Source organism: Gaiella sp., from assembly GCF_039915195.1.
GTDB lineage: Bacteria > Actinomycetota > Thermoleophilia > Gaiellales > Gaiellaceae > Gaiella.
Map to the genome: position 1 here is coordinate 1 of NZ_JBDSNT010000034.1, position 21,242 is coordinate 21,242.

At 67.4% G+C, this 21,242-nt stretch carries 26 protein-coding genes and 1 tRNA gene; 9 read left to right on the forward strand and 18 right to left on the reverse strand.

Annotated features, from left to right (window positions below):
- Positions 1–213, forward strand: a 213-nt coding sequence (locus tag ABIR74_RS03305; protein WP_348175192.1) for a DUF427 domain-containing protein, incomplete at its 5' end; no start/stop codon positions are given.
- Between the two features lie 33 nt (positions 214–246).
- On the opposite strand, the gene ABIR74_RS03310 is transcribed toward ABIR74_RS03305, so the two are convergent.
- The 6 genes from ABIR74_RS03310 to ABIR74_RS03335 are packed head-to-tail and all read right to left on the reverse strand — an operon-like array spanning position 247 to position 6,035.
- Positions 247–1,368 (reverse strand): DegT/DnrJ/EryC1/StrS family aminotransferase, encoded by a 1,122-nt coding sequence (locus ABIR74_RS03310; protein ID WP_348175193.1) that lies wholly within the window; start codon positions 1,366–1,368, stop codon positions 247–249.
- Positions 1,365–2,291, reverse strand: coding sequence for a branched-chain amino acid transaminase (locus ABIR74_RS03315; protein ID WP_348175194.1), 927 nt, complete (start codon positions 2,289–2,291; stop codon positions 1,365–1,367). The genes ABIR74_RS03310 and ABIR74_RS03315 overlap by 4 nt, the downstream gene beginning before the upstream one ends.
- Before the next feature lie 32 nt (positions 2,292–2,323).
- Positions 2,324–2,806, reverse strand: coding sequence for a YbaK/EbsC family protein (locus ABIR74_RS03320; protein ID WP_348175195.1), 483 nt, complete (start codon positions 2,804–2,806; stop codon positions 2,324–2,326).
- A 37-nt stretch (positions 2,807–2,843) separates the two neighbouring features.
- The gene (locus ABIR74_RS03325; protein WP_348175196.1) at positions 2,844–3,275 is read right to left on the reverse strand and encodes an isoprenylcysteine carboxylmethyltransferase family protein; all 432 of its coding nucleotides are present in this window, start codon (positions 3,273–3,275) and stop codon (positions 2,844–2,846) included.
- 40 nt (positions 3,276–3,315) lie between these two features.
- Positions 3,316–4,890, reverse strand: a complete 1,575-nt coding sequence (gene serA / locus ABIR74_RS03330; protein WP_348175197.1) for a phosphoglycerate dehydrogenase — start codon at positions 4,888–4,890, stop codon at positions 3,316–3,318.
- Positions 4,890–6,035: an alanine--glyoxylate aminotransferase family protein gene (locus ABIR74_RS03335; RefSeq protein WP_348175198.1), complete on the reverse strand. Its 1,146-nt coding sequence runs from the start codon at positions 6,033–6,035 to the stop codon at positions 4,890–4,892. Before ABIR74_RS03335 ends, serA begins: the two co-directional genes overlap by 1 nt.
- Positions 6,036–6,124: 89 nt before the next feature.
- Here ABIR74_RS03335 and ABIR74_RS03340 point away from each other — a divergent pair, with 89 nt between their 5' ends.
- Positions 6,125–6,793 (forward strand): hypothetical protein, encoded by a 669-nt coding sequence (locus ABIR74_RS03340; RefSeq protein ID WP_348175199.1) that lies wholly within the window; start codon positions 6,125–6,127, stop codon positions 6,791–6,793.
- Positions 6,794–6,807: 14 nt separating this feature from the next.
- On the opposite strand, the gene ABIR74_RS03345 is transcribed toward ABIR74_RS03340, so the two are convergent.
- The 6 genes from ABIR74_RS03345 to ABIR74_RS03370 all read right to left on the reverse strand — a co-directional run bounded on the left by ABIR74_RS03345 (position 6,808) and on the right by ABIR74_RS03370 (position 11,618).
- Entirely contained in the window at positions 6,808–7,155 is a 348-nt protein-coding gene (locus ABIR74_RS03345) for a hypothetical protein (protein ID WP_348175200.1), read from the reverse strand.
- 117 nt (positions 7,156–7,272) lie between these two features.
- Positions 7,273–8,688: an Asp-tRNA(Asn)/Glu-tRNA(Gln) amidotransferase subunit GatB gene (gatB, locus tag ABIR74_RS03350; RefSeq protein WP_348175201.1), complete on the reverse strand. Its 1,416-nt coding sequence runs from the start codon at positions 8,686–8,688 to the stop codon at positions 7,273–7,275.
- Positions 8,685–10,091, reverse strand: a complete 1,407-nt coding sequence (gatA, locus tag ABIR74_RS03355; protein WP_348175202.1) for an Asp-tRNA(Asn)/Glu-tRNA(Gln) amidotransferase subunit GatA — start codon at positions 10,089–10,091, stop codon at positions 8,685–8,687. The genes gatB and gatA overlap by 4 nt, the downstream gene beginning before the upstream one ends.
- On the reverse strand, positions 10,088–10,390 hold the full coding sequence (gene gatC / locus ABIR74_RS03360; RefSeq protein ID WP_348175203.1) for an Asp-tRNA(Asn)/Glu-tRNA(Gln) amidotransferase subunit GatC: 303 nt from the start codon (positions 10,388–10,390) through the stop codon (positions 10,088–10,090). The genes gatA and gatC overlap by 4 nt, the downstream gene beginning before the upstream one ends.
- A 90-nt stretch (positions 10,391–10,480) precedes the next feature.
- A complete protein-coding gene (locus tag ABIR74_RS03365) occupies positions 10,481–10,687 on the reverse strand; it encodes a cold-shock protein (protein WP_348175204.1) in 207 nt (68 codons plus the stop codon).
- Positions 10,688–10,763: 76 nt separating this feature from the next.
- Complete coding sequence (locus ABIR74_RS03370; protein WP_348175205.1) at positions 10,764–11,618, reverse strand: bifunctional 5,10-methylenetetrahydrofolate dehydrogenase/5,10-methenyltetrahydrofolate cyclohydrolase; 855 nt, start codon at positions 11,616–11,618, stop codon at positions 10,764–10,766.
- A 143-nt stretch (positions 11,619–11,761) separates the two neighbouring features.
- On the opposite strand from ABIR74_RS03370, the gene ABIR74_RS03375 reads away from it, so the two are divergent.
- The gene (locus ABIR74_RS03375; protein WP_348175206.1) at positions 11,762–12,040 is read left to right on the forward strand and encodes a hypothetical protein; all 279 of its coding nucleotides are present in this window, start codon (positions 11,762–11,764) and stop codon (positions 12,038–12,040) included.
- Here the strand turns inward: ABIR74_RS03375 and speB are convergent.
- Positions 12,023–13,000, reverse strand: coding sequence for an agmatinase (speB, locus tag ABIR74_RS03380; RefSeq protein WP_348175207.1), 978 nt, complete (start codon positions 12,998–13,000; stop codon positions 12,023–12,025). The two genes, ABIR74_RS03375 and speB, sit on opposite strands and share 18 nt — an antisense overlap.
- A gap of 61 nt (positions 13,001–13,061) precedes the next feature.
- Here speB and ABIR74_RS03385 point away from each other — a divergent pair, with 61 nt between their 5' ends.
- Positions 13,062–13,970: a hypothetical protein gene (locus ABIR74_RS03385; RefSeq protein ID WP_348175208.1), complete on the forward strand. Its 909-nt coding sequence runs from the start codon at positions 13,062–13,064 to the stop codon at positions 13,968–13,970.
- A gap of 33 nt (positions 13,971–14,003) precedes the next feature.
- On the opposite strand, the gene ABIR74_RS03390 is transcribed toward ABIR74_RS03385, so the two are convergent.
- Positions 14,004–14,717 carry a hypothetical protein gene (locus ABIR74_RS03390; protein ID WP_348175209.1) on the reverse strand — a complete coding sequence of 238 codons (714 nt, stop codon included), beginning with the start codon at positions 14,715–14,717 and terminating at the stop codon, positions 14,004–14,006.
- Between the two features lie 120 nt (positions 14,718–14,837).
- Here ABIR74_RS03390 and ABIR74_RS03395 point away from each other — a divergent pair, with 120 nt between their 5' ends.
- Positions 14,838–16,457 (forward strand): MFS transporter, encoded by a 1,620-nt coding sequence (locus ABIR74_RS03395; RefSeq protein ID WP_348175210.1) that lies wholly within the window; start codon positions 14,838–14,840, stop codon positions 16,455–16,457.
- Between the two features lie 57 nt (positions 16,458–16,514).
- On the opposite strand, the gene ABIR74_RS03400 is transcribed toward ABIR74_RS03395, so the two are convergent.
- A complete protein-coding gene (locus ABIR74_RS03400) occupies positions 16,515–16,946 on the reverse strand; it encodes a CBS domain-containing protein (RefSeq protein ID WP_348175211.1) in 432 nt (143 codons plus the stop codon).
- Between the two features lie 89 nt (positions 16,947–17,035).
- On the opposite strand from ABIR74_RS03400, the gene ABIR74_RS03405 reads away from it, so the two are divergent.
- The 3 genes from ABIR74_RS03405 to ABIR74_RS03415 all read left to right on the forward strand — a co-directional run bounded on the left by ABIR74_RS03405 (position 17,036) and on the right by ABIR74_RS03415 (position 18,590).
- Positions 17,036–17,106: transfer RNA gene (locus ABIR74_RS03405), tRNA-Cys, on the forward strand.
- A 250-nt stretch (positions 17,107–17,356) separates the two neighbouring features.
- Entirely contained in the window at positions 17,357–18,070 is a 714-nt protein-coding gene (locus tag ABIR74_RS03410; protein ID WP_348175212.1) for a cyclase family protein, read from the forward strand.
- A complete protein-coding gene (locus ABIR74_RS03415) occupies positions 18,063–18,590 on the forward strand; it encodes a GNAT family N-acetyltransferase (RefSeq protein ID WP_348175213.1) in 528 nt (175 codons plus the stop codon). Before ABIR74_RS03410 ends, ABIR74_RS03415 begins: the two co-directional genes overlap by 8 nt.
- Before the next feature lie 3 nt (positions 18,591–18,593).
- Here the strand turns inward: ABIR74_RS03415 and nagA are convergent, their stop codons facing one another.
- Positions 18,594–19,703, reverse strand: a complete 1,110-nt coding sequence (gene nagA, locus ABIR74_RS03420) for an N-acetylglucosamine-6-phosphate deacetylase (RefSeq protein WP_348175214.1) — start codon at positions 19,701–19,703, stop codon at positions 18,594–18,596.
- Between the two features lie 61 nt (positions 19,704–19,764).
- Here nagA and ABIR74_RS03425 point away from each other — a divergent pair, with 61 nt between their 5' ends.
- On the forward strand, positions 19,765–20,550 hold the full coding sequence (locus ABIR74_RS03425; RefSeq protein ID WP_348175215.1) for an SDR family oxidoreductase: 786 nt from the start codon (positions 19,765–19,767) through the stop codon (positions 20,548–20,550).
- Position 20,551: 1 nt separating this feature from the next.
- On the opposite strand, the gene ABIR74_RS03430 is transcribed toward ABIR74_RS03425, so the two are convergent.
- Together ABIR74_RS03430 and ABIR74_RS03435 are read right to left on the reverse strand one after the other, a co-directional pair.
- Entirely contained in the window at positions 20,552–20,998 is a 447-nt protein-coding gene (locus ABIR74_RS03430; protein WP_348175216.1) for a DUF1801 domain-containing protein, read from the reverse strand.
- Between the two features lie 7 nt (positions 20,999–21,005).
- On the reverse strand, positions 21,006–21,242 hold a 237-nt coding region (locus tag ABIR74_RS03435; protein WP_348175217.1), incomplete at its 5' end, for a PLDc N-terminal domain-containing protein.

The following is a 21,242-nucleotide window of genomic DNA, read 5'->3' on the forward strand; positions in this document are numbered from 1 at the left end:
CGTCGTGTCGAGGGCGGTGCCTGGACATACCGGTCGCCGACTCCGGCGTTCGACGCCATTCGGGACGCTGTCGCCTTCTATCCCGCTCCCATGGACAGCTGCACCGTCGCAGGCGAGCGGGTGACCCCACAGCCCGGCGGGTTCTACGGCGGCTGGATCACGATCGATCTGGTCGGGCCCTACAAGGGCGAGCCGGGGACGATGGGCTGGTAGCGCGACGGCGAACGGCTCGCTGCCTACCTGCAATCAACCCAGTGCGTCCCGGAGAGCGTCGGCCACGAACGCCTGGTCGTCTGCTGCGAGCCGTGCATGGAACGGGAGCGCGAGCGTCCGGCGGCTCTTTGCCTCCGCGATCGGGCACAGCCCCTCGCTGAACCCGTAACGCTCGCGCATGTAGCTCTGGAGGTGGATACACGGCAGATAGCGCGCGCAGCCGATGCCCCGTTCCTCGAGGACACCGATCACGGCCTCTCGATTCGACGCTTCGGGCAACTCGACGACGTAGACGAACCACGAGCGTTCGTGATCGTCGTCGTCGGGGCACGGGAGGCCAAGCCCGTCGATTCCGGAGAGCAGCGCCGTGTAGCGACCTGCGACCTCGTTTCGGCCCGCCAGGATGCGGTCGAGCTTCTCGAGTTGGCCGATGCCGATGGCAGCCCTGATGTCGTCGATCCGGTAGTTGAACCCGAGACGAGCGTGATCGAGCCAGCCTCCACCATCCGCTCGCCCCTGGTTTCGCAGGCTCTTGAGAAGCTTCCAGGTCTCCTCGGACGACGTCGTGACGATGCCACCCTCGCCGGTCGTGATCTGCTTGTTCGGGTAAAACGCCCAGACTGCATCTTGCCCCTGCGCCCCCAGCGGGCGGCCCTTGTACCGAGCCCCGAGCGCCTCGCACGAGTCATCGAGCAGCGCCAGCCCTTGTCGTTCCGCGATTGCTTGCAATTCGTCCATTTCGCTCGGATATCCAAAGATGTCGACCGCGACGATCGCCTTTGTCCGTGGTGTGATCGCAGCCTCGACGGCCGCCGGATCGAGGTTCAGCGTCCGGGGATCGATATCTGCGAAGACCGGAATTGCTCCCTCGTAGACGGCGCAGTTCGCGGAAGCAACAAAGGAGTATGGTGAGGTGATGACTTCGTCGCCAGGCGCGATGCCGGCGATCACGCAGAGGAGATGAAGGCCGGCCGTTCCGCTTGAGACCGCGGCGGCGAACGGCGCCCCCACGGCCGCCGCGAACTCTTCCTCGAATCGATCGATCCAAGGGCCGAGGGAAAGCCGGCCCGATCGGAGCACTTCGACGACGAGCTGCTCCTCGCGCTCGTCGAGCCAGGGGGCTGACAGGCCGATCTGGCGCTGCGTGACCGTCACGCCTTTGCAGGCACGACGTCGACAACGTCCAGCCAGTGTGCCCACCGATCGTCCCGTCCGTTGACGGTGTCGAGATACGCCGTCTGAATCTCCCTCGTCACCGGCCCGACGCCGAGCTCCTGATCGTCGACGGCACGCACCGGCGTCACCTCGGCTGCCGTGCCGGTCATGAAGAACTCGTCTGCCAGGTAGAGATCCGAGCGAATGAGCGGCGTCTCCTCGACGACGTAGCCCAGATCTAGCGCGATAGTGATTACCGCGTCGCGGGTCAGGCCGGGCAGGATCGACGTCGACAGCGGCGGCGTGCGGATGACGCCGTTCTTGACCAGGAAGATGTTCTCGCCGGGCCCGTCCGCAACGAAGCCGTCATCGGTGAGAAGGATCCCCTCGTCGTACCCTCCCCGCCGTGCCTCGGTAGTCGCGAGCATCGAGTTGAGGTACACACCACTCGCCTTCGAGGCGTGCGGAATCGTATTGGGCCCGACCCGCTTCCAGGACGAGACGCACGCCGTGATCCCCTGATCGAGGGCGGTCTCACCGAGATAGGCCCCCCAAGGCCAGCTCATGATCACCGTCTCGACCGGGTTGCCCTGGGTCGAGACACCCAGCTGTCCGTAACCGTAGAAGGCGATCGGCCGGATGTAACAGGCCGGAAGCCCGTTGACGCGAACGAGCTCATGGGTCGCCTCGCGCAGCTCCTCGACCGTGAACGGGATGTCCATGTACAGCAGGCGCGCGGAATCGTGCAGTCGCTGCATGTGGTCGGCGAGTCGGAAGACGGCCGGCCCCTTCGGTGTGGCGTAGCAACGTACGCCTTCGAACACGCCGGAGCCGTAGTGGAGGCCGTGGACACCGACGTGCACCTTCGCGTCGTCCCAGTCGACCAGTTCGCCGTTCATCCAGATCTTCTCGGTTGCCTCCATGGCGTTCCTCCGTGCTCGTTTGTGTCTTCGGATTATGCGGATTCCTGCGCGATGTCCACGAGAGACCCGCCCGACAGGCGCACGAGCTCGTGCGGGGAGAGCATCGCCATGTGCCTGTCCGAGCCTCCGCCGATCCAGACGACAGGGGACGAGATGATCGTCTGCTCGATCAGCACGAGCGTGTCGGGCGGCGGTGGCACGGGAGAGACGCCGCCCGGCACGAACCCGGTGACCTCGATCACCTCGGCAGGACGCGCCACTCGGGCATCACTCGCTTCCGCGACGAGAGCGATCTTCGCGGGATCGGCGCGGCGGTCGCCCGGGAGCAAGGCCAGCACGGGTTCCGTCCCGCACACGAACACGAGAGACTTGACGATCTGCTCGAGCGCACAGCCGATCGCGTCTGCCGCCGCCTGCGCCGACGGTGTCGCGCTCTCGAACTCCTCGAGCCGCGCTTCAGCACCGGCTGCCCTGAGAAAGACGGCAACACGTTCGACAGGGTCGGGCCAGGCCATCGATTGATTGTACGAGCAGACCTCGGGCAGCTGCGGCTCAGTACACGAACGGAGCGATGCGCCAGCGGACGCGGTCGCAATATGCCTCGTAGTCGGGATAGACGTCTGCGAGCAGCCGCTCCTCGACCCGAGCCTTCCCGACCCAGAGGCCGGCGAGGACGCCTGTGAGTGCGAGTGCGCCGATGCCTGTCAGGAGTCCGTAGCCGGCGAAGACCCCGAGAAGGCCGAAGTAGATGGGATGGCGCACGACGGCGAAAGGCCCACTCGTGACGAGTCCCGTCGGCCGTGGCTTCGGGAACGGAGTCAGTGCCCGGCCGAGCTCGCGACTTGCCCAGACGGCAAAGACGGTACCGGCGACCACGAGAACGAGACCGAAGGCGACGCGCACCAGACTCGCCTCCTCCGGCCAGCCGGGGGGCCGGAAGCCGGCAACGACGACGACGGCCATGAGCGCGAACTGCGCGATCACCCAGCCTGACCCTCGTCCGGTCATGTTCCGGCCGACGCCCCTACTCCAGCTCGATGAAGATCGCGTCGCCGAAGCCGACGTTGTGCATCTCGTCGATCAGTGCCTCCGACGGGGGCTCGTCGACGGAGAGCGCCATCAACGCCTGCTGGCCGTCGCGGGTTCGCGAAACCGCCATGTTGGCGATGTTCGCGCCGTTCGAGCCAAAGAGCGTTCCCACCTTCCCGATCACACCCGGCACGTCGTCATAGCGGAAGAACACCATGTCCGGCGCGAGCTCGATATCGATGCCGAACCCGTAGGCGCTCGCGAGGAAGAGGCGCGGCTCGGGACCGATCGTCGTCCCCGAGACCTCGACTTCCTCCCCGCCCTCCGGCGTCACTCGCACCTCGACAATGTTCGTGTAATCGCGTGAGCCACGCAGCCGCTCTTCGGAGACCGTGATCCCGCGCTCGGCTGCGAGGAGAGACGCATTGACGTAGTTGACGACCTGGTCGACCCGCCCCTGGAAGATGCCGTCGAGCGCTGCGACCGTGAGGAGACGCGTGTCGTAGTCGGCAAGCGGGCCGTGCGCGGACACGACGACCCGGCGCGGACGGCCTCCGGCGAGCTCTACGGCAAGGCGACCGAGCCTGGCGGCGAGTGGAACGAACGGCCCGAGGATCTCGAGAGACGCCTTGTCCACGATCGGGATGTTCACCGCGTTCGAGACGAGGCCACCCTCGAGTGCGGCACAAACCTGCTCGGCAATTATCACGCCTGCCCTGTCCTGCGCCTCGTCGGTCGAGGCGGCGAGGTGCGGCGTGACGACCACGCTATCGATGCCGAGCAGCGGGCCGTCGTACGGCTCGGCCGAGAAGACGTCGAGCGCAGCACCGGCGAGCTTGCCGGACGTGAGCGCCTCGGCTAGCGCCTCCTCGTCGACCAGCGCACCGCGGGCGGCGTTGACGAGTCGTGCCCCGTCCTTCATCTTCCCGATCGACTCGCGATTGATCATCCCGCGGGTTTCGTCGGTCAGCGGCGAATGGAGCGTGAGGAAGTCGGCCACACCGAGAACGGCGTCTTCCGACGGGGCATGGTCGACGCCGAGCTCACGAAATCGTTCGTCGGCAACGAACGGGTCGTAGGCAACGACCTGCATCCCGAGACCGATCGCGCGGCGAGCAACTTGCTGACCGATCCGGCCGAAGCCGAGCACGCCGAGCGTCTTCCCCTCGAGCTCGATCCCGCCCCATTTCGAGCGCTCCCAACGGCCTTGCTTGAGCGCCGCGTGCGCCTGCGGGATGTTGCGAGCGAGAGCCACCAGCAAGCCCACGGTCTGCTCGGCGGCCGAGACAACCGTCGACTCGGGGGCATTGGCGACAACGATGCCCCGGCGGGTCGCAGCCTCGACGTCCACGTTGTCGACTCCAACGCCCGCGCGTCCGATCATCTTGAGGTTCGTCGCTGCGTCGATGAGCTCGGCAGTGAGCTTCGTGGCGGAACGGATGACGATTGCGTCGTAGTCGCCGATGATCGCCTCGATCGGCGAGGTCTGATCCTCGTCGACCTCGAACTTCGATCGCAGGAGCGCGATCCCCGCGTCCGCAATCGACTCTCGAACGAGAACGCGCATCATCAGACCGAGGAAGAGTAGGCGGCGAATGCTGCGGCAACCGCCGCGCCCCGCTCGACGGTCGCGCCCATCTCGATGAGCTGCATCTCCACCGCTCCGAGCGCGGTCGTGATGTCGAAGATGTCGACGTAGCCGATGTGACCGATCCGGAACAGTCGCCCGGCGATGTCACCGTGGCCCCCGGCGATCGTGATCCCGAAACGATCGCGGAGCGCGAGTCGAAGCGCGACCGCGTCAATCCCCTCTGGCGTCAGGAGCCCTGTCAGGACGGCCGCGCCGTCGTCGTCCGGCGAGTAGAGCTCGAGTCCCATCGCCTTCGCGCCCGCCCGACATGCACGGCCGAGCGCAACGTGGCGTGCGTGCACACTCTCGAGCCCCTCCGCGAGGATCAGCTCGAGGGCGGCATTCAGTGCGACGACAATGGACGTCGCAGGCGTGAACGGCGTGCTTCCCTTCGCCTGGTTCTTCCGCGCGACGGCCCAGTCCCAGTAGAACCGCGGCAGCAGGGCCTCCTCCGAGCGCGCCCAGGCGCGCTCGGAGATCGACGCAAACGCGAGGCCCGGCGGTGTCATCAGCGCCTTCTGCGAGCCCGTGACGACGACATCGACACCCCACTCGTCCGTCTCGAACGGAACCGCTCCCAGGCTCGAGATCGCATCAACGACGGAGATCACGCCGGCGTCGTTGCACGCCCGAACGAGCGAGCGAACATCGGAGACAACGCCGGTAGACGTCTCCGAGTGCACGAGCAGCGCGACACGCGCACCGCTCTCGGTGAGCGAGCGAGAGACGTCCTCGGCCTGGGGCGCCTGACCCCATGCGTAGTTCAGCGCGACGACCTCACAGCCGTACGCGTCCGCGAGCTTCTGCCAGCGTGTACCGAATTCGCCGTGCGACACGACGAGGACACGCTCACCCGGCGAGAGAAGGTTTACGACGGCGGACTCGAACGCGCCCGTTCCCGAAGCGGTGAAGACGAGAACGTCGTTGCTCGTACGAAATACCTGCTGCAGGCGTTCGACCGCCTCGTTGAAGACGTCTTTGAAGTCCGGCGACCGGTGATGGATGACCGGCTCTGCCATCGCTGCCAGGACCTCCGGCGGCACCGGTGTCGGACCCGGCGTCAGGAGATAGCGCTTCCGAGACATCTGCCAAGAGGGTAGCGACGGGAGGCGACAGGCCCGGCACGAACCGCGCAGGCGAACCGAGGCGCCGGACGCGAGTACCCTCTGCGGTCGTGGAAGCACTCCTGGCATTCGTCGCGACGCTCATCTCGCTCCGGCTGAGCGCGGATCTCGCCCGGCGCTACCGGGAGCGGCGCGCTCCCGAATTGCTCATCTGGGCCGGGGCACTCGCGGCGTTCGCGATTGGCTCGGGCGCCCTTGCGTGGGGAGCCGCGGCCGGGTGGAGCGATCCGGCGTTCCGTGTCTACTACCTCTTCGGCGGCCTGCTCGCCGCGGCGCTGCTCGGCGCCGGGTCGCTCGCTCGCATCGGCGTACGCGGGATCTCGCCGCTGATCCTCGTCTATGTCGGGCTCGCGATCGGCGTCGCTGTTGCTGTTCCACTGTCGTTGCCCGCCGCCGGCGACTCGATCCCCGAAGCGCAGGCACACCTCGCTCTGTTCCCGGCGCGCGTGCTCGCGATCCTCGGCAACTCTCTCGGAACCCTTGCCGCGGTCGCCGTTGCGGTCGCCGGACTGCGCCGCAGGCCGTTCGGCAACGCACTCATCCTCGCCGGACTGCTCGTCGCCGCACTCGGCAGCGCGCTCGCGGGACTCGGGGAGGCAGAGACGGCGCTCTTTTCCCTCGTCGCCGCACTCTTGCTCTACGGCGGCTTCCTCGCCCCTACTCCCGCATCACCGCCTCTCGCGGACGCCCACGCCGCGTCCGCCGGGTCCGCTCCCTGAACGAAGAGCGCCGGTCAGAGCCTGACCGTCAACATGGCGAGCAACGCGTCCGGATGGTGCAACTCGAGCTCGAACCGACCGGGCACCTTCGCGACGAACTGGATCACCGTCGGCGTACCCTTCTTTGGCGTCTTCTCGATGTCATAACCGTGCAGATGCACATCCGTGCCTGCGTTGGTGCGGATCACGAAGCGCACGGTGCGGCCCTTCTTCACGGACGGGCGCTCGATGCCACCGATCACTTTGCCGTTGACGACGATGATCTGGATCACGACCGGCTTGACAGCGGTGGGGGCAGCAGTCGCTGCCAGCGGAATCGCCAGCGCGACGAGCGCGGCAGCGAGGAAAAAGGTTCTACGCATTGTCTTCTCCTCGGGTGGTCTCTGGAGCTGCGCTCGTCGAGGCACCAGGGAACGAGTCACGAGGGACCCGGATCAAGCCGCGACGCATGCCTCGATGATGCCAGGAGAGAGAGGTCGCTAGCCCAGTAGTTTCCCGCGAACGAGCTCGCTCACGGCCCGCGGGTCGGCCTGACCGCCGGTCTCCTTCATCACCTGGCCGACGAAGAAGCCGAGAAGGCCGTCCTTGCCGCCTCTGAACGCGGCAACCTGGCCCGGATTGGCCGCGATGATCGCGTCGATCACGGGGTCGAGCTCGGAGGCGTCGCTGACGACCTCCTGGGCGAGAAACGGATCGGCGGAAAAGCCTGCGTCGCCCGACTTGCCGATCGCCTCGTCGAAGGCCGCGCGCGGAATCCGTTCGCGCGCGGCGACGAGCTTCGCCAGCTCGACGGGGTCAACCGTCGCAGGATCGACACCGGCACCCACCAGGTTGTTGGCGATGACATTCGATGCGGCCATCCGCTCGGCACCTGCAGCGACCGTGGCCGCGTACAGGCCATCGAGGCCGCCCGTGACGAGGACGAGGGCCCGCTCCAGGTCGAGCTCCTGGCCGAGACGAGCGACCCTCACCGCCGGTGGCTCGGAGAGCTCGGCGCGCAGCCGATCGATCATCTCGGTGGAAGGCTCGACGGGCACGAGATCGGGCTCCGGGAAGTAGCGGTAGTCGTCGGCCTCCTCCTTCGAACGACGGGGCGTCAGTGTCCCCGAGCCGGCGTCGAAGTCGAAGGTCTCCTGCTTCACCTCTCCCCCGGCCTCCCAGATCGCGATCTGCCTGGCCGCCTCCGCCTCGATGCCGCGGGCGATGTAGTTGAACGAGTTCATGTTCTTGATCTCGCATCGTGTCCGGAGCTCGTCCGAGCCTTCAGGGCGAACCGAGACGTTCGCGTCGACACGAAGCGTGCCCTTCTCCATCTCAGCGTCCGAGATGCCGAGCTCGACGACGGTCTGACGGAGCAACAACAGGAAGCGCTTCGCCTCCTCCGACGAGTGAATGTCGGGCGCCGTGACGATCTCGAGCAGCGGCGTGCCACCCCGGTTGTAGTCGACGAGCGAGTATTCGGCACCGCCGATCCGGCCTGAGTGCCCACCCATGTGCACCGTCTTCGCGGCGTCCTCCTCGAGATGGGCGCGCACGATGCCGACGGTGAGCTCCCGCTCCGGCATGGGTACTATCATATTGCCGTTCTCGCAAGATGGCATATCGTATTGCGAGATCTGATATCCCTTCGGGAGATCGGGGTAGAAGTAGTTCTTGCGGGCGAAGACGGCGCGCGGGGCAATCTCGCAGCCCAGCGCAAGCCCGAGCTTCACGGTCCACTCGATCGCGGTGCGGTTCATCACCGGCAACGCTCCCGGGAAGCCGAGGCAGACCGGACACGTCTGGGTGTTCTCACCCGCTCCGTAGCGGGCCGCGCAGCGGCAGAACATTTTCGTGCGCGTCTTGAGCTGCACGTGGATCTCCAGGCCGACCACCGTTTCCCACGTCATGCTCATCGCAGTCGCTCCGGCACGGTGTCGAAATCGATCGCCCGCTCGAGGGCGTGCCCGGCCCGGAAGAGCGCGTTCTCACCGAACTGGGAGCCAATGAGCTGCAGGCCGACGGGGAGTCCCTCGGAGAGGCCGGAAGGGATGTTCAGGCCGGGAAGACCAGCCAGGCACGACGGGATCGTCATCACATCACAGGCGTACATCGCGAGCGGATCTGCCGCGCGGTCGCCGATCGGGAACGCCACCGTGGGCGACGTCGGCGTTGCGATGAGGTCGAACTGCTCGAGCGCTGCGCGATGCTCACGAATGAGGAGCGTGCGGACGCGCTGTGCCTGGCCGTAATACGCGTCGTAGTAGCCGGCGGAGAGCGCGTAGGTGCCTAGCATGATCCGGCGCTTGGGCTCATCCCCGAACCCGGCATCCCGCGTCTGCTCGACCATCTCGCGATACGTCGGCGCGTCGACGCGGGGACCGTACCGGACGCCGTCGTAGCGGGCCAGGTTGGAGGACGCCTCGGCAGGAGCGATGAGGTAGTAGCACGCCATCCCGTAGTCGAAGGAGAGCGGCAGGTCGCACTCGCCGATCTCGGCACCGAGCGAGCGAGCAGTCTCGATCGCGGTCTCGAACGAGGTGCGGACGCCAGGCTCGATGCCGGCGAGATCCCACACCTGCTTCGGGATCCCGATGCGCACGCCCGTGAGGCTCTCCGTCGTCGGGAGTTCGACTGCTTCGGGGAGCTCGACGGTTGTGGAGTCGTTGACGTCCCGGCCGGCGATGATCGAGTACAAAAGCGCGACGTCGCGCACCGTCTTCGCAACCGGGCCGATCTGGTCGAGGCTCGAGGCGAACGCGACGATGCCGAACCGTGAGACCGTGCCGTAGGTCGGGCGCAGGCCGACGTTCCCGCACAGGGCGGATGGCTGCTTGATCGAGCCGCCCGTATCGGAGCCGAGGCCCCAGGGTGCGAGCCCACCGGAGACCGCGGCAGCCGTACCCCCGCCGGATCCGCCGGGCACGCGCGTCGGGTCCCAGGGGTTGTGCGAGGGGCCGTAGGCGGAGTTCTCGGTCGAGGAGCCCATCGCGAACTCGTCGGTGTTGGTCTTGCCGATGATCGGCATCCCGGCTGCCTTGCAACGCGCCGCGACGGTCGAATCGAAGACGGGGACGTAGCCGGCGAGGATCTTCGAGCCGGCGGTCGTCTCGATGCCCTTCGTCGAGATCACGTCCTTGAGCGCGATCGGCACGCCGCCACCATCCGCGTGATCGCAGAGGCGGAGATACGCGTGCAGTTCCTCATCCCGCTCACCGGCGGCGGCGACATACGCGGCATGAAGCTCGGCAGACGAGACCTGACCGCTCTCGATCAGCACAAGCGCGTCCTCTGCGGTGATTCGCAGCGTGTCGATCACGCCGACACCTCGGGGCCATGCGACGGCGGAACGCGGAAGAGGTCGCCCTCGCGAGCGGGTGCGTTCGAAAGCGCCTCATCGAGGGTCAGCGACGGCCGCGGCTCATCGTCCGCCCAGACGTTGACGAGATCGAGCGGATGCGACGTCGGCGGCACGTCGGCGAGATCGAGCTCCGCAACCTTCGAGACCGCCTCGAGGATCGCCCCGAGCTCGAGGGTCAGCCGATCGGCCTCACCCTCCGTGAGGTCGAGCCGCGCGAGCCGCGCGACATGCAACACCGTTTCCCTGTCGATCGCCATCTCACTCCCATCCTTTCAGACCGCTACCCACCCTAGAAAGACAACGGGCCCCTTCCGGGGCCCGTCGCACGAAGCTCGAATCCGGAAAGCCTATGCAGCCGCCGTGACGTTCGCCGCCTGAGCACCCTTGGGCCCCTGGACGACCTCGAACTCCACCTTCTGCCCCTCTGTGAGGGACTTGTATCCGTCCATCGTGATTGCCGAGAAGTGGACGAAAACGTCCTCTCCGCCTTCGCGCTCGATGAACCCGAAGCCCTTCTCGTTCGAAAACCACTTGACGGTGCCAATCTCTGACAACGAACGTCCTCCTGAAACAAGTACAGCCCCAAGGATTGAAGCCGTACGACTTATCGAAGCCGCGAGAACGGTACCGTCAAGAGCCCGGGAAAGCAAGCAGGCTACGCCGATAGCGGGCAGCCTTCAACGTGCTCTGTAGGAGCATCGCGATCGTCATCGGGCCGGTACCGCCGGGCATCGGGGTCAAGAACCCTGCCACGCGCTCGACGGATGCGTCGATATCACCGCGGATTCCCTCCTCGGTGCGCGTCAGGCCGACGTCCAGGCAGGCGGCACCGGGCTTGATCATGTCGGCCGTCACGATTCCGGGGCGGCCGACCGCGGCCACGACGATGTCAGCCCGACGGACATGCACGGCGAGGTCGGCGGTGCGCGAGTGACACACCGTGACGGTGGCGTTCGCGTGCATCAAAAGCATCGCCATCGGCCGGCCGACGATCTCGCTGCGGCCGATCACGACGGCCTCCTTCCCGGAGGGGTCGATGCCGTACGCGTGGAGCAGCTCCATGCAGCCGGAGGGCGTCGCGGGAACATGAATGGGGGTCCCGAGATAGAGATTGCCGGCATTCAACGGATGGAAACCGTCGACGTCCTTGGCGGGCGAGACAGCGTACGTCACCTTCGTCTCACTCATGTGCGAGGGCAGCGGAAGCTGAACGAGGATGCCGTCGACCTCGGAGTCGTTGTTGAGCCGATCGATGAGCGCGAGCACGTCCCCCTCGGACGTGTCAGCGGGAAGCCGCACGTCGCGAGCGTCGATGCCCGCCTCCGTGGCCGCCTTGTGCTTTGCCGCGATGTAGACGTGCGATGCCTCGTCGTCACCGACGAGCACGGTCGCGAGCCCCACGTGCCCAAGCTCGGCCACCTCGCGTGCAACACCTTCGCGGACCTTCGCCGCGAGCTCCTTGCCATCCATCTTCACAGCCGTCATGGCGGCGACTCTAGTCGATCATCCGCCCGGCGCGCGACGGAAACCGGTTAGCCCGTCGACTGCGCTCAACGTGATGTCGGATTCTGCCGATACGGAAAGAGAGGCGCACTGCCCGGCTCCCGCCCTTCGTCGAAACGAGCACCATGACCATCCTGAGGATCGCCGTCGTCGGAGTCGCCATCGTCGTGTTCATGGCCGTCGCGCAGGATCAGCGCTGGCCTCAGAAGGTCGGCGCCGTCGGTGTCTGCGGTGCGACAGCCGCCCCCTCGTCCGCGCCGACCGGGTACTGGTACTCGTGCAAGCAAGGCCTTGTCAACGGGTTCCCGAACCTGGAGGCCGACAGGTGCACGAACGTCGGGGTCGTGCGTGACCGGGAGTACTGGCAGTGCGACGTCCCACTGACGTCATTGCCCGGTGCGTAAGCGTCTGACCGCGATCCCGGTCAGCGTCTCCCGGACGACACGCTCCGCGACGAGCGCGGTGATGTCTGCCGACGCGACGCCTGTTGGAAGGATCTCGACGACGTCCATCCCGACGAGATGTAGGCCGGTGGCAAGCGTCCTGCACGCCCAGAGGAGATCAGCGCTCGTCATGCCGCCGGGCTCCGGCGTTCCCGTGCCGGGCGCGAATGCGGGGTCGAGGACGTCGACGTCGACCGTGAGGAACGCGGGCACGTCGCCCACGATCGCGATCGTCTGCTCGATGACGGCACGAATCCCCTGGTCACGAATGTCGTGCATGAAAAAGCTCGTGATGCCGTGCTTCGCCTGCCACGCGAACTCCTTCTCGCCCGGCCAGTAGCCCCGGAGCCCCAACTGCACGTAGCGTGATCCGTCGACGTGCCCGTCGCGCACCAGCCGGTACATCGGCGTGCCGTGCGAGATCTCGACGCCGAAGACCTCCTCGCCCGTGTCCGTATGCGTGTCGAAGTGCACGAGCGCGACGGCGCCGTGTGCGGAACGGACCGCCTTGACGTTCGGCTCGGTGATCGAATGGTCGCCGCCGAGAATGATCGGGATCGCTCCCGCCGTCACGACCTGGCCGACTGTGCGCTCGATCGCGGCATGGCTCCTGATCGGATCCGACGGGAGAACCGCGGCATCGCCGAAGTCGACAACCCGCAGCGTCTCCATCGCGTCGACCTTCGCCTCGAGGTGCCGGCCCGGCGGACAGCTGGCAGCGCGGATCGCACGTGGGCCGAAACGCGTGCCGGGCCGGTCGGAAGTGAGATCGTCCATAGGCGCCCCGACGATGGCGACATCGACGCCTTCGAGGTCGGCCGGGTCGTGGGTGAACGGCAACGCAGAGTACGTGAGCAATCCTGCATAGTCGGGCTTGTCGTCCAGGCCGATCTCGCGCCAGCGCTCCAGTGGGTCGATCATCGCGAGATCATATGCGGCGTCCGAGAAGCGATGTGGAACGGCCCGCCTCTAAGCTGATGGCGTGGAGAGCAGCCCGCGGGATCGCCTTCAGACCGCGTCTCGTATCGGCGCTCTCGGGTTCGTCGCGCTCTGGCTGCTCTCGGCGCGACTCCAGTCAGCGATCCCTTTCTGGCTTCCCTTCGCGATCCTCGCCGCGATGGAAGTCGAGTTCGTCGTCCGGGGGATCCGCGACCGCCGGGCGGACGAAGAGGTCGAGCCCGTGCCGAATGCCCGTCGGCTCCCGGGCGCCGACGATGCCGATCTCGGTTGGGTCGAGACGCTCGACGACGAAGGTCAGCCGACCCTCGTCCCTGCCGCCCCACGCCCACCGCGGACGACGCGCGGACCGGCACTGCTGATGCTCGTGGTCGCCATCGGTCTATTCGCCTACGCCTACCGGATCGATCGGGATGCCGGGTGGTCTTCCGTCGCCAGCGCGGAGCAGTCGCGAGCAGAGGAACGATTCACTGCCGAGGCGGCGCGGATCGCGGGCCGGGACGTGCGCGTCTACTGCGACGACGCGTACTCGTTCACCGGGGTCGGCTCGGATGCGGCAGGGGTCGCTTTCATCTCCCGCGGTCTGTCGTATCTCGAGCCAACGATCTGCCGATCGCTGTACCGGCTCGCCTTCGAAGGCGAGCTGGGCCAACGTGACGAGGCCGCATTCGCAATCACGGTACTCGCCCACGAGGCAACACACCTGCGTGGGATTCGCAACGAGGCCGAGACGGAGTGCTACGCCCTCCAGGAAGGCGTGACCCTCGGGCGGCGGCTCGGTCTCGATGAGGAGACAGCACGAGCATTGATGGAGAGCCAACGGGCGCGTGACCTCTCCGACGCAAGCGTCGCACGCCTCGACTACCGCCTGCCCGAGGGGTGCACGGACGGCGGCAGGCTCGACCTGAGCCCGAACGACGACCGGTTCCCGTAGCGAGCGTGCCGCCGAAGACGCCGCGTCTTCGAGCTACGGCTGACCGAGCTCCTGCTCGAGCCGCTGCCGCACGAGCGCAACGCTCCACCCCACACCCTGCTCGCCGAGCGCCGATGCGGCAAGAGCCGCGGCCTCGTGCACAATCCGCTCGCGCTCGCTCTCGAGCCCACCGCGGACGACGAAGATCGCGGCGTGCGCTCGCGCCCCCCAATACACGACCTCCTCGAGCGAGGTTCCTGGAGCCGTGCGACCCGACTCCGAGAGTCGCGGTAGCTCGGCCACGTCGCGGGCGACCGTGCGCGCCTCGACCGCCAGGCCCTCCGCTTCCGCCCGTAGCCTCACCTGATCCGACAGGAAGAGCCGGCGCCGCTGTTCCTGCCGCGCAACGCTTTCGGCTGCATCGACCACGAGCCCATTTGCGCGGCGAGCCGCTCGCTCCGCCGCTGCCTTCACCTCCAGCCCGGCCCGCTTCGAGCCGCGAACCGCCTCGAGCTTGCGCTCGGCCTCGCCGGCTTCCCGCCGCGCCTCTGCTTCCCGTGTCTGCGCCTCGGCCACTGCCTCCTCGGCCCGAACGATCTCGGCGGGCAACGCCTCCAGGGACAGCCGCACACTTTCGGCTCTGCCCCGAACGTCGTCAACGCGGACGAGCAATACTCGTGCGTCGTCGATGCGCCGCGCCGCGTCGGCGTCGCGCTGCTCGAGCCCCCGCGCGTACGCTATGAGCTCGGCGGAGCGATCGCTACTCATGGCGGCAGTATCGCGAATCAGCGGTGTCACGAGTGCAGATCGCTCGACAACAGTAGATACTCCCCACGTGGGTGCCGTCGCCCGTCGTCCTTGCAGTTCGCGAGGAGAGCCCTACCGACCGTGAAGATCCATCTCCGCCTCATTCGCCGCGTCGTCGCGGTCGTCGCGCGCAATCCGGACATCCGCCGTGTCCAGATCGCGTTCTCGGCCTTCAACGGCGCCGAATGGGCTGTCTGGATTGCGATGCTCGTGTACGCGTACGGTCGCGGCGGCGCCACGGCTGCAGGGCTCGTGGCCCTCTTCCAGATGATCCCCGCAACCCTGTTCGCGCCATTCGCAGCGGTGCTCGGAGACCGGTACCGCCCAGCTCGCGTGCTGACGCTCGGCTACTTCATCCAGGCCACCGCGATGGGTGCCACGGCGGCGGCGCTGCTGCTCGACGGCCCGCCAGCCCTCGCGTATACCTGCGCGGCAGTGGCCGCGACAGCCACGACGATGACGCGCCCGACAATGGCAGCACTCACCCCGGGCCTCTGTCGCACGCCTGAGGAGTTGACCGCATCGAACGTCGTCGCTGGCTGGAGCGAGAGCACCAGCATCCTCGTCGCACCCGCCCTTGCCGGCCTCATCCTTGCCGTCTCCAGCCCGGGCTGGGTATTCCTCGTGATGGGGACTGCCGTTCTCGGAGGGGCGCTGCTCGTGATGTCGATCCCCGGTCCTGCTGCAAACCCCGCTTCGGGAACGAGCGTGCGGAAGGAGCTCGTCGAGGGCTTCTCGGTCGTCGCTTCTGAACCGTCTGCTCGAACGCTCGTTGGCCTCCTCGGCGCGGAGCAGATCGCCCTCGGAATGCTCGACGTCCTCTATGTCGTCCTCGCCGTGAGCGTGCTCGGGATGGGTAACGGCGGCGCGGGATACCTGAACGCGGCGTTCGGACTCGGCGGTGCGCTCGCGATCGCCATCACAGCGACGCTCGTTGGTCGCGCACGCCTGATCCCGGCGATCGTGGGCGCTCTCGCGGTGTGGGCGACGGCGTTCATCCTTCTGGCCATCGTCTCCACTATCGTCGCGGCGATGCTCCTGCTCGTCGTGGCCGGAGCTTCGCACAGCCTGTTCGACGTCTCCGGGCGGACGCTCCTCCAGCGAACGGCTCCGCCCGAGGTCCTGGCGCGCGTCTTCGGCGTACTCGAGTGTCTGATGAGCGCCGGGATTGCCACCGGAGCGCTGCTCGCGCCCCTCCTCGTGCACCTGGGCGGCACGACTGCCGCCATCGTGGGCACCGGGATCCTTCTCCCCGTCATGGCGCTCCTCATAGGCAGACGTCTCTTCGCGCTCGATGCTTCGGCCACGGTGCCGATCGTCGAGATCGGCCTGCTGCGATCGCTGCGGCTCTTCTCGGCGCTCTCGCCGCCTTCGCTCGAGGGGATCGCCCGCAGTCTGCAGCCCCTGGAAGCGACGGCCGGAACGCCGATTGTCACCCAGGGCGAGGACGGCGAGCACTACTACGCGATCGCCGAGGGCGAGCTCGAGGTTGTGATCGACGGGAAGCGCGTCACCGTTCTGACCCGCGGTGACGGCTTCGGTGAGATAGCTCTCTTGCACGACTGCACGCGAACCGCAACGGTGGCCGCGCTGACGGACGTAAAGCTCTACTCCCTGGCGAAGGAGCCGTTCCTTCAGGTGCTGACCGGACATCCCGCGGCAATGGACTCCGCGACGGCGATCGTCGCGGAGCGGCGGTAGGAACGTTGACCCGGGCTGTGGTCGGTGCCGAAGGTCCTGCCCTGGCTGTTCGCCGCTCTACCGCGCTTCGATGTAGTCGGTCAGGTACTGGATCTGGAAGCTCTGGCGCTTCGACGTGAACTTGACGAGATCGCCGATCGAAACCATCCCTACGAGAGCGCCGTTCTCGACCACCGGTGCGTGGCGGATGCGGCGGTCGCTCATCAGCGCCATGCTTTCGTCGACTCCGGTCTCGGGTGTAACGCAGATCACGGGCGACGACATCACGTCTCGCACGAGGGTGTCGCGAGAGCGGCGGCCCTCGACTGCGATCCGGCGCAGGTAGTCGCGCTCGGTAAAGATGCCTGCGATCTCGGTGCCGGCAGTGACGAGCAGCGCGCCGACGTTCGCGTCGACCATGGCCTTCACGGCCGCGAACACCGTCTCGCTGCCGTCGATCTCGATCACGGCATCACCCTTCTCGGCGAGGATCTCGGAGACCGTATGCATGGATCGATTGTGCGCCTTGCTACATATGCTTGTCAAGGAGACCGCCTGTCGTCGACGGGTCGACGCCCGCGGCTAGGATGCGCGGGTCTGGCGACGTGGCCGAGTGGTTAGGCAGAGGCCTGCAAAGCCTCGTACACCAGTTCGAATCTGGTCGTCGCCTTCTCCCGTGTGTGGAGTAACCGGCACCGTCGGGATCGATCTCTACACTCCTGCCCTCGTGATCGATCAGCACCCCACTCCCGTACCGCCGAGCGCCGAACAGGACTCGGCCACCGAGCCGTGCTGGCGCTGCGGGACATCGATGGAGTGGCGACACGCGACGCTCCAGTGCCCCCGGTGCCACTTCAAGATCGGGTGTTGTGAAGGGACGACCGCGGAGTGCTCGGCGCAGGATCGTTAGCCTCACCTGCATGACCGACCTCGCAACGGTGCTTTCCGCCGGTCGGCTCGTCGACCTGACGCAGCCCCTCGGCCCCGCCACGACCCTCTGGCCCGGCTCGACGCCGTTCAAGGCAACGACACTCGCGGAGTACGACACCGGCCCTGGCTATCTCCGCGAACTGGAGCTCCCCGAGCACGCCGGGACCCACCTCGATGCACCCGCGCACTTCTCACCTCACGGCGCGCGCGTCGATGCAATCCCGATTGCCTCCCTGGTGCGTCCCGCTGTCAAGCTCGACGTGCGCGAGTGGGTCGACGGTGACGCGAGCGCCCTCGTCGACGCCTCGATGATCCGCGAGCTCGAGAGGCGGGACGGCGTGATCGAAGCCGGAACTGCCGTGCTCGTGCACACCGGCTGGGACGCGTTCTGGGACGATTCGGCGCGCTACATCGGTGATCCCGGACCGTCCTTTCCGGGTCTCGCGAGGAACGCGGCGGAGCTGCTCGTCGAGCGCCGTGTCGTCGGGCTCGGCATCGACACGCTCGGCGTCGACCCCGGATCCTCGACCGACTTCCCCGTTCATCTGACGACGCTTCCTGCAGGGATGTGGCACCTCGAGGGGTTGATCGAGCTCGGCCGAGTGCCTGCACGCGGCGCGTGGCTCGTCGCTGCGCCGCTCAACCTCGTGGCGGGGTCGGGCACTCCGGCTCGCGTGTTCGCGATCCTGCCGTCGGATGACTGACCCCGACGCGGCGGTGACGATCCGCCCCATCCGACCCGACGAGTGGCGCCGCTGGCGTGAGACGCGCCTGCGGATGCTGCGGGACGACGCCGACTTCTTCTCCACGCGCTACGAGGACATGGTGCGCGAGCCCGACGGCATCTGGCGTGAGTGGGTCGCCGAGGCTGCCGCCGGCGAAGACAAAGCGCTCTTCGTCGCAGAGGATGGTGAGGCGTGGCTTGGCGTTGTCGGCGCGTTCGTTCGGGTCAACGCGCTCGAGGTGCAACTCATCTCGATGTGGGTCGACCCGGAGGCACGCGGCCGTGGGGTCGCCCGCGACCTCATACGCGCAGTCGCCGCCTGGACGCTCGGGCGAGGCTCGGCACGCGTCGTCCTCTTCGTGCAGGAAGCGAACACGCCGGCCCGTCAGCTCTACGAACGGGCCGGCTTCCGTCACACCGGAGACCGTGCCCCGGTCAGTGCGGGTCGGAGCGCCTTCAAGCTGATTCTCGCCGCGCCGATCGCCGACCTGCTCGCCTAGCACTCAGCCCTGAATGGGTCGTCCGCGGACGAACACCGAAGCGACTGCGAAGTCGTCGTCGAGAACGACGAGGTCGGCAGCCGCTCCGGGACGAAGGATGCCGACGTCGGGCCGACCGACGACCCGTGCAGGCGTCCGGGTAACGGCGTCGACCGCCTCGACGATCGGGACGCCGAGCTCGATGAGCATGCGTAGCCCCCACGCGAGCGGGCGGGTGGCGCCTGCGAGCGCTCCGTCGTCGTCCCGCGCCACGCCCCCCTCGACGGTGATGTGCACCGTGCCGAGGCGAAACGAACCGTCGCCCATTCCGCCAGCCGCAGTGACGTCGGAGACGAGCGCGATGCGGCCCCGGGCCGCGCGCCACGTAGCAAGGATCGTCTCGGGCGCGAGGTGTGCTCCGTCGGCGATCAGCTGAACGACGACGTCGTCGCGGACGAGCGCCGCACCTACGAGGCCGGGATCGCGCTGCCCGAAAGGCCGCATCGCATTGAAGAGGTGCGTCACGGTTTGCGCGCCCTGGTCGAAGGCAGCGTGAGCCGTCGCCGCGTCGGCGTCAGTGTGCCCGAGAGAAACGGTGATGCCCCGGCCGAGCAGGCTGTCGATGAGCTCACCCGCTCGCGGCAGCTCGGGAGCCAGTGTCACCATGCTCACTGCCGAGCCGGCAACGAGGTACGAGGCAAGGAGGTCGAGGTCGGGCCGCCGGAGATGCTCCGAAGGATGGGCGCCCGGGCGCTCGGGGCTGAGGAACGGCCCTTCGAGATGCACACCGAGAGTCCGTGCTGCCACTCCGTCGTTTCGCGGAGCGGCGGCGCACTCCCCGATCGTCGAGAGCGCGAGTCGCGTCAGCTCGGTCGGCGCGGTGATCAGCGTCGGCTGATACCAGAGCACTCCCGTCCGGGCGAGCTCCACGCCAAGCCTCTCCACCTCGTCGCCGGTCGCGTGGAGAAGGTCGATTCCACGGAAGCCGTTGACCTGAAGGTCGACGAAGCCCGGGGTCGCGATCCCAGACCGACCACCCGCCAGCCCAACCTCTGCAATTCTCCCGTTCTCGATCTCGACGTCGCCCCTCACGAGCGACCCGTCGACGACGGCTGCGGCAACCCCGAGCTTCACAGGCATAGCCTACGGGGAGGCTTGAGGCGGTGCGCGCCCCGGTGGTAGCCTCGGACCTACCGTGAGCCGACGATCCCCTTTCGATCTCAGCGGCCGCTGCGCCGTCGTCACCGGAGCCTCGAGCGGGATCGGCCAGGCTATTGCGAGTGCCCTCGCCGAGGCGGGAGCGGACGTCGTCGGGATCTCGCTCGACGATGGTGCCGAGACGAGCGCACTCGTGGCCGGCTTCGGCCGGCGCAGCGCTCAGCTCATCGGGGACACGAGCATTCCTGCGGACCTCGAGCGCGCCGCAGATGTCGCCGAGGAGCAGTTCGGAAGCTGCGACATCTGGGTTAACAACGCAGCGCGACCGCTCGTGAAGCCGTTCCTCGAGACGACGGAGGCCGACTGGCGCGAGCTTTTCGACGTGAACCTCCTCGGCTACGTCTGGGGCTGCCAGACGGCAGCGCGCCGGATGGTCGAAGCCGGCCGCGGCCGCATCGTCAACGTCAGCTCGGCCGCCGATGTGCAGCCGCTCGCGGACCTCTCCGCCTACACGACGGCCAAGGGCGGCATCGTCGCACTGACGAGAACGCTGGCCCTCGAGCTCGCGCCACACGGGATAACGGTAAACGCCCTCGCGCCGGGCGCGACCGACACGCCGCTGAACGCCAAGGCCTACACGCAGGAGGTGCGTGCCGCATACGAAAAGCGCATCGCGCTCGGCCACATCGCTGACCCCGGGGAGATCGGCGACGCGGCGGTCTTCCTCGCGTCGGACGCGTCCCGCTACATGACGGGCCACGAGTTACTGGTCGACGGGGGGCTGACGATCAACGGCTCCGTCGGGCACGGGCGGACCGACTAAATCACATTCCCCGGGCTGCTTCGTACGAGCCGATCAGCGCCTCAACGGACGACCGCTCGAGGATCGGGATCACGGCCTCGGGGAGGAATCGATCGAGGCTCTTGAAGCGGAGGCACGACTTCCCGAAGTCGAGCCTCACGCCCGCGTTCGCGTAGGCGTCGCGAACGCGCCGCTCACCCTCCGGGTCGATGTACACGCACATGAGATAGAGGCTTGTGTACTGCCTCTGCGCTGCGAGGGAAACGACGTTCAGCGGCTGTCCGTTGTAGGTGTTCGGATAGCGCTCGAGCGGTATCTCCCAGCTGATCATGCCCCAGCGCATCGTCTCGTCGAACCCCGTCGGAAGATGCTGGTTGACGAGATCCCGCACGCTGGAGACGATTGAAGCTCGCTCAGGCGGGAGGTCGCTCAGGTACTGCGTGACGGTGGCGGCCTTGCTCTGGGCCACGATCGCCTCAATGCTTGCCGTGATGGGCCTGCGCCCGACGGTTCTGCTCCTGCGGAGCGGGCCGGAGCATGAAGTAAAGAACAGCGCCGATGATCGGCACAACGAGGATCAGGATCAGCCACAGGAGCTTCCCGCCCACGCCGAGATCGGGACGCCCGATCAGGCTGACGACGGCGTACCCCGAGAGCAGGAGCACGGGGATGATGAACACGAGCAAGAGGAGCCACTGGGCCGCACTGAATGC